Raw genomic sequence first — 12,996 nt, 5'->3', positions numbered from 1 at the left:
AGGTGCGTCAGGCGTCGGTGACGAGCCGGGTGATCTGCGATTCGTCGAGCGGGAACCAGGGCGTCTCGTTGACGCCGCGTTCCTGCACCGCGTTCACCGTGATCGCGGCCACGACCAGCACGATCAGGGCGACGATCGCGGCGACGCCCGGCCACCGGCTCGTCCCCGGCGCGGAGTAGCCGCCACCGGAGGCCGCCTTGCGCTCCTTGCGGCGTTTCTTCTTGAGCTCCTTCTTCGCACCCAGCCAGGCGTCCAGCTCGGCGTGCTTCTGCCAGTTCGGGTCGACCAGGTCCGGGTGGGTCTCGATCCGCCGGTCCTCTTCGTCCATCTCTGTCCTCTTCCCCAGGGTTCGGCAGGGCTACCCGCAGGTGTCCCTCGACGGGAGGGGTTTCGTCGGGTCGTAGGTGCTGGCCTCGTCGACCGGTGGCCCGGCGACAGGTCTGTCTTTGTCAGCGTACTGGGGTGCGAGGATGCCGGCCTTCGCCGCATCACAGGCCATGCGTGAGCTGTAGCCCGCGCCGTCTCCGAAACCGAGCCCGGCGTCGGCCTTCGCGAACGGCGGAGCCTTGCGGATCACGTAGTCCTGTTCGTCCCGGACGAACGGGACGACGTCCTCCGGGGACCTGACCTCGCCCGGACGCGCGTCGAAGGCATACGCGGTCACGTAACTCGCGTGGATGATCAGCTCGCCGTCTTCGCCGCTCTTCGTCGTGAGGGAGCCCGTCATGCGCGGACTCACCGGAAGCAGCCGGTTCGGTCCGATGAGGACCAGGTACTGGCTCTTCTCGAGGGTGGCCGTGCTCGTGACCTTCGGTTCGATCCGGGCGCGCTCGTTCGGAGCCAGCAGCGCCAGCAGTTCCGAACCATCGTGATCCTGCAACGCGCGCGAGCCGAGCCGCGCGGCCGAAATGGCCTCCGTCACCTTCCGGTACGCGGCGTCGACCTCCTGCGCGGTGAAGCCCGCGATGGCCTGCCCCGGCGGCACGGTGATCCCGGCCAGTCCCTCGCGCCAGTTCGCGGCGGGAGTGCGGTCGAAGGGCCGGTCGAGATCGACACCGATGAGCACCGGGGCCGCCTTCGGAGGCTGCCCCGGATCGGCGCTTCCCCGCATTTGGGGCACGACGACCGCCGCGGCCCCGAGCAGGGCCACGGTCCCGGTCAGGAACAGGACCACGACGAGCCGCCGTGACATCCCGAAACGGCGCCTCGGCCTCTGCTTCCGCCGCTGCTTGAGGTCCTTCTTCGCGCCGAGCCAGGCGTCCAGTTCCGCGTGCTTACGCCATTCCGGATCCATCAGATCCGGATGCGTCTCCAACCGCCGGTCTGCCAAGAGCCCGCCCCTCCCCAGTGCGTGACGACATCCCCTCATCGGCTGGGAACGGCGGGCGTTACGGCCGGTGAGGAACTCGTTAGAGGGGGTTCGTAGACTTGTCAACTGTGACCGAGAACGCCCAGCAGCAGCAGACCGACCTTCCGGGTACCTGGAACCCGGCCGACGAAGAAGCCTCGCTCTACCAGCGTTGGGTAGACGCCGGCTACTTCACGGCCGACCCCACGTCGGACAAGCCGCCGTTCACGGTAGTCATCCCGCCCCCGAACGTGACCGGTTCGCTGCACATCGGGCACGCGTTCGAGCACACCCTGATCGACGCCATCACCCGCTACCACCGCATGCTCGGCGACGAGACGCTGTACCTGCCGGGTATGGACCACGCGAGCATCGCGGTCCACGCGCTGGTCGAGAAGCAGCTCCGCGCCGAGGGCACCAGCCGCCGCGAGCTCGGCCGCGAGGCCTTCGTGGAGCGCGTCTGGCAGTGGAAGAACGAGCACGGCGGCAAGATCCTCGCCCAGATGAAGCGCCTCGGCGAGGGCGTCGACTGGACCCGTGAGCGGTTCACCATGGACGACGGCCTGTCCAAGGCCGTCAACACGATCTTCAAGAAGCTCTACGACGACGGCCTGATCTACCGCGCCGAGCGGCTGGTCAACTGGTCGCCGGAGCTGCGGTCGGTGCTGTCCGACGCCGAGGTGAAGCACGAAGAGGTCGAAGGCGAACTCGTCTCGATGCGCTACGGCGACGGCGAGAACGCGATCGTCGTGGCCACCACCCGGATGGAGACGATGCTCGGCGACACCGCCGTCGCGGTCCACCCGGACGACGAGCGCTACACGCACCTCATCGGCACCGAGGTCGAGCTTCCGCTGACCGGGCGCAAGATCCCGATCGTCGCGGACAAGCACGTCGACCCGGAGTTCGGCACCGGCGCGGTCAAGGTGACCCCCGCGCACGACCCGAACGACTTCGAGATCGGCCAGCGGCACGACCTGCCGATGATCACGATCATGGACGAGCAGGGCCGGATCGACGGCACCGGCACCGAGTTCGACGGCATGGACCGCTTCGAAGCCCGTGTCGCGGTGCGGGAGAAGCTGCGCGAGCACGGCCGCATCGTCGCGGAGAAGCGCCCGTACCTGCACAGTGTCGGACACTCCGAGCGGTCGAAGGAGCCGATCGAGCCGCGGCTTTCGCTGCAGTGGTTCGTGAAGGTCGGCCCGCTCGCGAAGGCCGCCGGGGACGCGGTGCGCGACGGCCGCGTGAACGTCCACCCGGCGGAGATGGAGAAGCGCTACTTCGACTGGGTCGACAACCTGCACGACTGGTGCATCTCGCGCCAGCTGTGGTGGGGCCACCGCATCCCGGTCTGGTACGGCCCGAACGACGAGGTCGTCTGCGTCGGACCGGACGAGGAGCCGCCTTCGGGTGAGGGCTGGACCCAGGACCCGGACGTCCTCGACACCTGGTTCTCGTCGGGCCTGTGGCCGTTCTCCACCCTCGGCTGGCCGGAGAAGACCCCGGACCTGAACAAGTTCTATCCGACGTCGGTGCTGGTCACCGGCTACGACATCCTGTTCTTCTGGGTCGTGCGGATGATGATGTTCGGCCTCTACGCCACCGGCGAGGCGCCGTTCAAGACCATCGCGCTGCACGGCATGGTCCGCGACCAGTTCGGCAAGAAGATGTCGAAGACCGCGGGCAACGGTGTCGACCCCATCGAGTGGATGGACCGCTACGGCACCGACGCGCTGCGCTTCACCCTCACGCGGGGCGCCAACCCTGGTACCGACGTGCCGATCGGCGAGGAGTGGGTCGCGGGCTCCCGGAACTTCACCACGAAGCTCTGGAACGCCACCAAGTTCGCGATGATGAACGGCGCGGACGCGAACGCCCCGCTGCCCGCGGCCGCCGAGCTCACCGAGGCCGACCGCTGGATCCTCGGCAGGCTCGGCAACGTCGTCGACGAGGTCACCGGTTACCTGGCGGACTACCAGTTCGCGAAGGCCACCGACACGCTCTACCAGTTCACCTGGACCGAGCTGTGCGACTGGTACCTGGAGCTGTCGAAGGTTCAGGTCTTCCAGGGTGACGAGGCCCGCGTGACGGCGACGCGCGCGGTGCTGGGACACGTGTTCGACACGGTGCTGAAGCTGCTGCACCCGTTCATCCCGTTCATCACCGAGAAGCTGTGGACGGCGCTGACCGGCCGTGAGTCGCTGGTGGTCGCCCCGTGGCCGGTGGCCGACGCCTCGTACGCCGACCCCGTGGCGGACAAGCGGATCGCGGACGTGCAGAAGCTGGTCACCGAGGTCCGCCGGTTCCGCGCGGACCAGGGCCTCAAGCCCAGCCAGAAGGTGGCCGCGCGGCTGTCCGGCGACGGGTTCGCCGAGCTCACCGGGCACGACGAGCCGATCCGTTCGCTGGTCCGGCTCACCCAGCCCGAGGACGGCTTCGCGCCGAGCGCGTCGCTCGAGGTCGGTCTGTCGGCCGGTGTGGTGACCGTCGAACTGGACCTGTCCGGCACCATCGACGTCGCCGCGGAGCGCAAGCGCCTGCAGAAGGACCTCGGCGCGGCGGAGAAGGAACTGGCGCAGGCCGAGGCCAAACTCGGCAACCAGGCCTTCATCGACAAGGCGCCGGAGCCGGTGATCGGCAAGATCCGGGCGCGCAAGGAGACCGCGGTCGCCGACATCGAGCGCATCAACGCCCGGTTGGCCGCCCTTCCCGCCTCCTGACGAGCGCTATGAAAGGTCCTTTCCTTGCAAAATTTGCAAGGAAAGGACCTTTCATAGCACGTGCGGTGGCTCAGCGGAGGTGACGGAGGACCACGCCGGCCACCCCCACCATTCCGGTGCGGTAGGGGTGATAGGCAGCCGCGGCGAGCAGTTTCGTGTGCTGCCCGTTGATCCACGCGGCCCCGTTCGGCGCGCAGGCGTCGTGCCCGGCGGACGGACCGAACGTATCCACGAAGGTCGCCTTGCCATCGGCGGCGACGGCCTTCTCGATCGCCGAGTTCAACGCCTTCTCGACGTCGTTGAGCCAGGCGTAGTCGCCCTCGGCGAACGGCAGGATCTTCGGGCAGTAGCCGCGTTCCGGCGCGATCCGCGGGTAGCCGACGACGAGCACGTCGGCGCGCGGCGAGCGTGCGTGGATCCCGGCAAGTACCTTCTCGACGTTCTTGCCGGTGTCGGCGATCTTGACCTTGATGGTGTCGACACCGCCGACGGTGAACCTGTCCTGGCACGGGTTCCCCGTGGGATCGCTCGCGCGCAGTGACGGGCAGACGCCGACCAGCGTGCCGAAGACGTCGTGGTCGTTGCCGCCGATCCCGACCGTGACCAGGTCGGTGTTCGCGCGCAGGGCGCTGAACTGGGGCGGGTTGCTGCCGAGGGTCACGCTCTGCCGCTGCGTCATGTTGGTGGTGTCGGCGCCACCGCAGCTGATGTCGGTGAAGGAGCGGACCCGCAGGGCCGAGGCGAGGATCGACGGGTAGTTCTGCGTCGACTTGCCGCAGAAGAGGGGGTCGAGGCGGGGGAGCGGGATCAGCGGCCCGGAGGTGTAGGAATCACCCAGCGCGACGTAATTCCGGTAGGACCGCGGGGCGGCGGTGGCCGCCGTGGCGGAGGCGATCAGCAGGACGACGGTCGAGACGGCCGCGAACAGGACAGGTCTGAAGCGCATGAGGACCCCGATCTCCGGACTGGACGGCCTCTCAAAAATGAACCGGATCCGGCCTGCTCGGCGCCGCCGATCGGGTGGTCGGGCGCCGGTTTCACCCGCTTGGGGTGTCACATCGGGTGATCGTCTTCCGGCCGTCGGTAGACGAGGAGATAGCGGTAGAAGAGCAGGTTCCGGACCTTGCTTCCCGGCAGCAGCCTGGCCGCGTCGCGCCGGATCCGGTTCATCGGCGGGTAGGTCTCCGCGATCGGCGCCGTCGGCAGCGGATCGGCCCCGCCGTTGAGCCGGTCGCCCGCGTACACGAGCGCCCTGGCCACGGCGTTGACCGGGGAGGCCACGAAGGCCCGCGCGTAATCGGCGAACGTGCTGGGCCTGCCGAGGCCGAGCACGGCCAGCACACCGCCCGGGACCAGCGCTTCACGCAGCTTCGTGACCGTGTCGAACGGCACATGGTGGAGCGACGCGAGGCAGGAGATGAAGTCATACGCCGCCTCCGGCAGCTTTTCGGCGACCACGTCGGCCTGCCGGTAGGAGATCGTGCCGGGCCCCGGCGAACCGGCGGCGCCGGCGAGCTCGATCATCGGGCCGGACCGGTCGATCGCCTCGACGTGCATCCCGGTCGCCGCGAGCCGCCGCGCGAACCGCCCGCTGCCGCAGCCCACGTCCAGCGCCACGCCGGGCCCAGGAGGCAGCTGGTCGAGCAGCAGCGGGTGGTAGTGGTCGTTGTGGTTGAACCCCATGCGTCGAGAGTGCCAGGAAAAGCCGCACGTAGACTCGGTCAGACAGGCAGCAAGGGTAAGAGGAGAGTTCGTGCCGCGAGGTGACGGCCGGGATTCCGAAGATTTCAGGGAAGCCCCGGACCTGGCAGATCTGGACAGTTTCGCCGGTGTCGACGAATTGGGGGCACGCGCCCACGATCCGTCCGACGACACCGACCCGGATCTGGACGCACCCGACGCCGCGTACCAGGCGGGCGGCGGCGCCGGCGGCGGGATCGGCGGGATCGGGCAGCTGGGGGACAACCTCGCGCTCGGCCCGGTGCCGGACCTCGTCGCCCCCGAGGACGTGGAGCTCCACGAACTGGACGACCAGGGCGACGAGTTCGCCCCGGCCGACCCGAACGGGGAGCAGGCGCGCCGTGAACTGCTCGCCGTCGAGGCCGAGCTGAACCAGCGCTGGCCCGAGACCAAGATCGAGCCGTCCCTCGCCCGGATCGCGGCCCTGGTCAACCTCATGGGTGAACCGCACCGCGGCTACCCGGTACTGCACGTCGCCGGGACCAACGGCAAGGGCTCGACCGTCCGGATGATCGACGCGCTGCTGACGAGGATGGGCCTGCGCGTCGGCCGGTACACCAGCCCGCACCTGCAGCTGGTCACCGAGCGGATCGGGCTCGACGGCGCCCCCATCTCCGCCGCCGCGTACGTCGACCTGTATCGCGACGTCGCGCCGTACGTGACCATGGTGGACAACGCGGGCGGGCCCGACGCGGTGCCGATGAGCAAGTTCGAGGTGCTCACCGGCATGGCGTTCGCGGCCTTCGCCGACGCGCCCGTCGAAGCCGCGGTCGTCGAAACCGGGCTCGGCGGCTCCTGGGACGCCACCAACGTCGTCGACGGCGAAGTCGCCGTCATCACCCCGATCGGCGTCGACCACGTCGAGTACTTCGGCGGCTCGCCTGCCAAAGCCGCGGTGGAGAAGGCCGGGATCATCAAGCCCGGTAGCGTCGCGGTCATCGCCGAGCAGGACCCCGAAGTGCAGAAGATCCTGCTGGAACGCGCCGTCGAGGTCGACGCGAGCGTCGCCCGCGCGGGCAGCGAGTTCGGTGTGCTGGAGCGTGAGATCGCCGTCGGCGGGCAGATGCTGAAGCTACAGGGCCTCGGCGGGGTCTACGACGAGATCTTCCTGCCGCTGCACGGCGCGCACCAGGCCGCCAACGCCGCCCTCGCGCTGGCCGCTGTCGAAGCCTTCTTCGGCGCGGGCAAGGACAAGCAACTGGTCATCGAAGCCGTCCGCGAGGCCTTCGCCGAGGTCGAGACCCCCGGCAGGCTGGAACGCGTTCGCGCCGCGCCGACCGTGCTGCTCGACGCCGCCCACAACCCGCACGGCGCCAAGGCGCTCGCGACCACCGTCGCCGAAGAGTTCGCGTTCCGCCGCCTCGTCGCCGTGGTCGGCGTGATGGCGGAGAAGGACGCCCGCGGCATCCTGGACGCCCTCGAACCCGTCGTCTCCGAGATCGTCGTCACCAAGAACTCGTCCCCGCGCGCGATGCCGCTCGACGAGCTCAACGACATCGCCATCTCGATCTTCGGCGAAGACCGTGTCGTGGCCGAGTCCAGCCTGGCCGCCGCGATCGAAACCGCCATCGGCCTCGTCGAGCAGAGCGACGACCCCGAGGAGCCCCTGGCGGGCGGCGGCGTGCTGGTCACCGGCTCGGTCGTCACCGCGGGCGAGGCCAGGACCCTGTTCGGTAAGGAGCCGGCGTGACCGACGAAACCCCGAAGCCGCCCGCCAAGGACCCGATGAAGTCCTTCCGCGGCGTGATGGCCGGGTCCCTGATCATGGAGGGCATCACCGTCGCGCTCGCGCTGCCGGTGGTGGCGAAACTAGGCGGCGGTGTCGGCTCGCTCACCGGCTGGTCGGTGATCGTCATCGCGGTCGCGCTGATCGTGCTGTGCGGTTTTCTGAAGAAGCCCTGGGCGGTACCAGCGGTGCTCGTGCTGCAGGTCGCGCTGATCGCCTTTTTCGTCGCGCTGCCCGCCGTGGCGATCCTCGGGGTGATCTTCCTCGGGATCTGGCTGTGGCTGCTGTGGCTGCGGCGGGACGTGGCGCGGCGGATGGCGGCCGGGACGCTCCCGAGTCAGCAACAGCAACCTCAGTAGGTTCTCCAGGGTCGCCAGGGCAAAGGCGTAACTCGCGTGTCTGGACACCGCACTGGGGTGTGCGGGGTCTGATCACGCGAGTTACGCCTCCAAGCACGCGAGTTACGTCTCCGATCACGTGAGTTTCGCGCGTGATCGCGCGCTCAGCGCAGCCTCACCACCTTCAGCTCCGGTGACCTCGCGATGTCCGCGGCGCAGAACCGTCCCCGCACCCAGCCACCCCGCGAGTACAACCGCGTTTGGTCGGCGAAATGCGGTGACGTGACGTCGGCCGACTGCGAGTACGTCATGATCGTCGAGACGTCCGGGCAGGCTTTGCCGTCGAACCCGACCACCTGGACATAACTGGATCCGTGGACGACCTCGTGGTTGCCCTTGGCCGGATCCCACAGCGCCGTGATCACGTTCAGCACGCCGAGGTCACCCGGCCCGCCGTGGATCGGGATCCGTTGTCCGGCCCGGGTCACCGTCTGGTGGTCGCCGAGCCTGCCGTCGACCGGGATGCCGTTGGCGCGGAATTCCGCGAGCGTGTCACCGAAGGCCTTCTGCACGTCGGGATTCCCGGTCGCGAGGGTGTTCGGGGTGGTGACAGGCCGGTTCGGGTCGAACGGCACCTGCCAGATGCCCCGGAGCCCGCCGAGCCGGTCTCTGAACCGCTCGAAGAAGAGTGCGCCGCGGCTGTCGAGCCGGAACGTGCGGTCCCAGGAAGCCAGTGTCGTGCAGGCGTTGCCGACGGGCACCGGCCCCGACGTGGACGGAGCCTGGCCGCCGGGGAAGGCCGCGCACATCTTCGCCGTGTCGGCGGCGGCGAGTTCCGCGGTGCGGCTTCGGCCGCGGTACAGCATGTCCTTCATCGACGACGGCGTGAATCCCTTGCCGGTCATGCCTTCTTCGGTGGCGATCAACGCTTCCCGCGTCCGGTCCGACCGCTGGGTTCCGGTCGAGCCGACGATCCGGGGGAGCGGCGCGATCGGCGCACGGGCGTTGGAGAGCCAGGCACTGTCGTTGGCGTTGAGTTCGTAGTCACGTCGTTGCTGCAGCGGCAGCCGGGACGGTGCGAACAGGCCCGGTTCCAGGGAATCCGGGTCGGAACCCCAGTCGCACGACGATTTCGAACCGTCCAAAATGGAGAGTCCGGTACCGGGGAACAGTGCGCGGCCCAGCGGGGTCCCGCAGTTCGCCGCCCGCTCGTCGGTGACGTGCGGGACGACCTGGATGTCGCTGTACAACGCGTTGCCCGCCCGGTCGGCGGCGAGGGTGTTGACCCACGGGACACCCTGCGTGCGCGCGAGTGCGGTGGCGACGTCCGTGGTGCTGCGCGATCCGGCCAGCTCGAACCAGGTGTTGAGGCCGCGCAGGTTTCCGGCGTTCCCGTCGCGCAGCGCGTGGGCGGACTTCGTCGTCCACGGCGTGGGCACGCCGAACGCCGAACCGACGACCTGGCCGTACCGCGTTCCGTAGAAGGTGCGGGCGACCTGCCGCCGCTCGCCGTCCGGCTCCCGGACCTCGACCTTCACCTCGTGCGTGGTCATCTTCTCCGGTTTCCCGTCGACGAGGTAGGTCGTCGGGTCGCCGGGGGTCAGCGGCACTTCGAAGAGGCCGAACGTGATCGCCGTCGACACCGTATGCGTCCACGTGACGTCGGCGTTGTGGCCGATCTGCGGCAACGGGAGCCCCAGCAGGCTCCCGCCCGCGACGTCGAACCGGCCGGGGATGGTCAGCTGCGACTGCCAGAACCGGCGCCCGCCCTGCCACGGATAGTGCGGATTCCCGAGCAGCAGGCCGCCGCCGGACCTCGTTCCGTCGCCGCCGACGGCGATGCCGTTGCTGCCGAGCTCGCCGGTCTTCATCGTCTCGCGGAGGCCGTCGGCGATCTTCGGCGCCGACTCCGGCCCGGCGGCCGGAACGTCCTTTGTGGACGGCGGCTGGGTGCGGACGAGGTCGGCGGCGAGCAGGCCCTGCCCGCCCACCGAGGAGACGGCGTAGAAGTGCCGGTAGAAGTCGAGTTCGGTGATCGGCCGGACCCAGTCCGCGCCGCGGCACACCGGATCGGTGATGCGCTGGACGCCGGTCTGCTTCAGGTACGCGTTGTAGCCAGCGACGTATCCGGCCGCCAGCTCGCGCACCTCGGTCCGCGGGCCGTGCGGCGCGGGCCGCTCGAGAAGCCTTTCGATCACCCCGGAGTCGTTGATCCGCTGGAAGTGCAGGTCGCTGTCGAGGTTGTTCTCCGCCTCGCTCATCGCCGGATTGCCCTGTCCGCCGGCGCCGAAGTACGCGGAGCGCCGCGCGGACACCGTCAGATAGGTGTTCGCGAGTTCGCAGATGTTGTCCTTGGCCGCGGCGAACCCGTAGCCGTAGCCGAGGCCGTCGAAGTCCTTCGCCGCGATATGCGGAATGCCGTACTCGGTGTACCGGATCACCGCCCGCGACCGGCCCAGCTCGTCCGCCGACGAAACCCCGGCCGTGACGCTCGCCACCGCCAAAGCCGCCGTGAGCAGCACGAGCCCACGCTGGAATCTCCGCATCGTTCCCCCATCCGGATCGATCGTCCCCGGTGATCGACGCTACCGGCGGCGAGCGGCGGGAAGCATCGGCCGAACGGTTGAGCCGGCTACCGTCCGTTCGTTCATCACCAGGTCAACCGCCGTTGGCCCACCGGCCGTGGCCGCGGGATAGAACCGCGCCATGACCGCTTCCCACCACAACCGCCGCACGCTGCTCAAAGCCGGTCTCACCGGCGCTGGAGCCGTCGCGGGCGGCTTGCTCTTGCCAGGGGCCGCGAACGCCGTCCCGCTGCTCCGCCGTGACCGTCCGGTGCTCACCCACGGTGTCCAGTCCGGCGACGTCACCACCGGTTCCGGCATCGTCTGGTCGCGCGCCGACCGGCCTTCGCGGCTGATCGTGGAGATCTCCCGGGATCCGTCGTTCCGGCACGCGCGCGTCGTGCGCGGCCCGGTGATGAGCCCGGAGACCGGCGGCACCGGCAAGGTCCGCGTCGCCGGCCTCATGCCGGGGACCGAGGTCCACTACCGCGTCACCGCCGAAGACCTCGACGGCCGCGCTCGCAGCGAAGCCGTCACCGGCCGCTTCGCCACCGCCCCGGTCGGCCGCTCGGACGTCCGGCTGCTGTGGTCCGGCGACGTCGCCGGGCAGAACTGGGGCATCAACCCCGAACGCGGCGGGATGACGATCTACCGCGCGATGGCGGACCGCCGTCCCGATCTGTTCCTCCACTGTGGAGACACGGTCTACGCCGACGGGCCGCTCACCGAGACCGTCGCGCTGCCCGGCGGGCGCGTGTGGCGCAACATCGTCACCCCGGAGAAGGCGAAGGTCGCCGAGACGCTCGACGAGTACCGCGGCCAGTTCGCCTACAACCTCCTCGACGAGAACCTCAAGCGCTTCACCGCGAACGTGCCCGCGTATGTCCAGTGGGACGACCACGAAGTCGTGAACAACTGGTACCCGGGTGAGATCCTCGACGACCGCCCCGAATACACCGAGAAGCGCGTCGACGTGCTCGCCGCCCGCGCGTTCCAGGCGTTCCACGAATGGCACCCGATCGACCGGCGCCAGGCCGTCGACGGCCGTGTGTACCGCAACTTCCGGCACGGCTCGCGCGCCGAGGTCTTCGTGCTGGACATGCGGACCTACAAGGACGCCAACACCTCGGACCAGACCAAGCCCGGCCACGTCCTCGGCGACCGTCAGGCGCGCTGGCTCGTCGACGCGCTCGACCGCAGCACCGCCACGTGGAAGATCATCCAGGCCGACCTCCCGATCGGTCTCACCGTCCCGGACGGCAAGGCCATCGAAGGCGTCGCCAACGGACTCCCCGGCGCGCCCGGCGGCCGCGAGACCGAACTCGCCTGGGTGCTGCGGGAGATCTCGCGGCGCCGGGTGCGCAACGTCGTCTGGCTGACCGCCGACGTGCACTACACCGCGGCGCACCACTATTCGCCGGATCGCGCGTCCTTCACCGATTTCGACCCGTTCTGGGAATTCGTCTCCGGCCCGCTCAACGCCGGCGCGTTCGGCCCGAACAAGCTCGACCCGACGTTCGGGCCGGAAGCGGTGTTCGTGCACGCCCCGCCCGCCGCGAACACCTCGCCCGCCGACGGCTTCCAGCACTTCGGTGAGGTGAACATCGACGGACGGAGTGGCGTGCTCACGGTCGACCTGAGGGACGCGACCGGCGCTTCGCTGTGGTCGAAGACCCTTCAGCCCCAACGCTGAGCAGTTCCGTCAGGACCGCGATGCTGCGGTCGCCGTGCCCGGCCTCGGCGGCCCGCCGCACGAGGTCGTGCAGCGGCGACTGCCAGCCGACGTCGACGCCTTCCTCGGCCAGTTCGAGGTCGGCGGCGGCACCGGCGTGGAAGATGTCCACCGAGGCCGCGGGATCCGAGTAGTCGCGGTTGTCGATTTCCTTGGCGTACATCGGAAGCACCGAGATGATCATCTCGAACCATTTGGTGGCGTAGGGCAGGAGCGTGGCGGCTTCGAGCCCGCGCGACCGCAGCGCGGCGGCACCCTGGAAGAACCCGACCAGCGCGGGCAGCAGGGTGCCGCCGACGGCCGTTTCGTACAGCGCCGCGAGGTCGCTGTCCCCGCCGAGGTGGACGGTGTCGCCGCCCAGCACCCGCAACGTGTCCAGGTGCTCGTCGAAGACGGTCTTGTCGCCGCCGTAGTACAGCAGCGTGTCCGGCGCTCCGACAGCCGACGGCACGTTCTTGATCGCGCCGTCGAGGTAGCGCGCGCCGTGCTCCTTCGCCCATTCGGCCATGCGGCGAGCTCCCGCCGGTGAGCCGCTGTTCAGGGTCACCAGAGCGCGTCCGGTCAGGGAAGCGGGCTCCAAGGTCGCGCGCGTGTCTTCGTAGGTGGTCAGGCAGGCGATGGTCACCGGGCTCGCCCGCACCGCGTCCCCGGCCGTCGCGGCCAGGACGGCTCCCCGTGCGACGAGGGGATCGGCCTTCGAGGCCGTCCTGTTCCACACGGTGGTCGGATGCCCGGCCGCCAGGAAGGCGTCCGCCAGGGCCGAACCCATCGAACCGAGGCCCACGACGGTCACCGGCGTCTTCGGCATTTTTCGCTCCAGTCAAA

General features: G+C 69.5%; 10 protein-coding genes. 4 read left to right on the top strand and 6 right to left on the bottom strand.

What is annotated here, in order from left to right:
- Positions 1–7: 7 nt before the first annotated feature.
- Both ACFVM3_RS15170 and ACFVM3_RS15165 read right to left on the bottom strand, forming a co-directional pair.
- Complete coding sequence (locus ACFVM3_RS15170) at positions 8–328, bottom strand: hypothetical protein (protein ID WP_378439046.1); 321 nt, start codon at positions 326–328, stop codon at positions 8–10.
- Between the two features lie 30 nt (positions 329–358).
- Positions 359–1,330 carry a hypothetical protein gene (locus tag ACFVM3_RS15165; protein WP_378439044.1) on the bottom strand — a complete coding sequence of 324 codons (972 nt, stop codon included), beginning with the start codon at positions 1,328–1,330 and terminating at the stop codon, positions 359–361.
- A 107-nt stretch (positions 1,331–1,437) separates the two neighbouring features.
- Between ACFVM3_RS15165 and ACFVM3_RS15160 the strand changes: the two genes are divergently transcribed.
- A complete protein-coding gene (locus ACFVM3_RS15160) occupies positions 1,438–4,071 on the top strand; it encodes a valine--tRNA ligase (RefSeq protein WP_378439042.1) in 2,634 nt (877 codons plus the stop codon).
- A gap of 70 nt (positions 4,072–4,141) precedes the next feature.
- Here the strand turns inward: ACFVM3_RS15160 and ACFVM3_RS15155 are convergent, their stop codons facing one another.
- Positions 4,142–5,017 (bottom strand): SGNH/GDSL hydrolase family protein, encoded by an 876-nt coding sequence (locus tag ACFVM3_RS15155; protein WP_378439041.1) that lies wholly within the window; start codon positions 5,015–5,017, stop codon positions 4,142–4,144.
- 107 nt (positions 5,018–5,124) lie between these two features.
- Positions 5,125–5,754, bottom strand: a complete 630-nt coding sequence (locus ACFVM3_RS15150; RefSeq protein WP_378439039.1) for a class I SAM-dependent methyltransferase — start codon at positions 5,752–5,754, stop codon at positions 5,125–5,127.
- 70 nt (positions 5,755–5,824) lie between these two features.
- Here ACFVM3_RS15150 and ACFVM3_RS15145 point away from each other — a divergent pair, with 70 nt between their 5' ends.
- Positions 5,825–7,501 carry a bifunctional folylpolyglutamate synthase/dihydrofolate synthase gene (locus ACFVM3_RS15145; protein WP_378439037.1) on the top strand — a complete coding sequence of 559 codons (1,677 nt, stop codon included), beginning with the start codon at positions 5,825–5,827 and terminating at the stop codon, positions 7,499–7,501.
- Positions 7,498–7,896, top strand: a complete 399-nt coding sequence (locus ACFVM3_RS15140; RefSeq protein WP_034316250.1) for a DUF4233 domain-containing protein — start codon at positions 7,498–7,500, stop codon at positions 7,894–7,896. The genes ACFVM3_RS15145 and ACFVM3_RS15140 overlap by 4 nt, the downstream gene beginning before the upstream one ends.
- 143 nt (positions 7,897–8,039) lie before the next feature.
- Here the strand turns inward: ACFVM3_RS15140 and ACFVM3_RS15135 are convergent, their stop codons facing one another.
- On the bottom strand, positions 8,040–10,421 hold the full coding sequence (locus tag ACFVM3_RS15135) for a penicillin acylase family protein (protein WP_378439035.1): 2,382 nt from the start codon (positions 10,419–10,421) through the stop codon (positions 8,040–8,042).
- Positions 10,422–10,581: 160 nt separating this feature from the next.
- On the opposite strand from ACFVM3_RS15135, the gene ACFVM3_RS15130 reads away from it, so the two are divergent.
- Positions 10,582–12,132 carry an alkaline phosphatase D family protein gene (locus ACFVM3_RS15130; protein WP_378439033.1) on the top strand — a complete coding sequence of 517 codons (1,551 nt, stop codon included), beginning with the start codon at positions 10,582–10,584 and terminating at the stop codon, positions 12,130–12,132.
- Here the strand turns inward: ACFVM3_RS15130 and ACFVM3_RS15125 are convergent.
- Positions 12,065–12,979: an NAD(P)-dependent oxidoreductase gene (locus ACFVM3_RS15125; RefSeq protein WP_378439032.1), complete on the bottom strand. Its 915-nt coding sequence runs from the start codon at positions 12,977–12,979 to the stop codon at positions 12,065–12,067. The two genes, ACFVM3_RS15130 and ACFVM3_RS15125, sit on opposite strands and share 68 nt — an antisense overlap.
- Between the last annotated feature and the right edge of the window lie 17 nt (positions 12,980–12,996).

The organism is Amycolatopsis sp. NPDC057786 (genome assembly GCF_042797905.1).
Taxonomy (GTDB): domain Bacteria; phylum Actinomycetota; class Actinomycetes; order Mycobacteriales; family Pseudonocardiaceae; genus Amycolatopsis.
The sequence above is the reverse complement of the archived record's forward strand: the minus strand, read 5'-3'. Positions and strand labels throughout refer to the sequence as shown.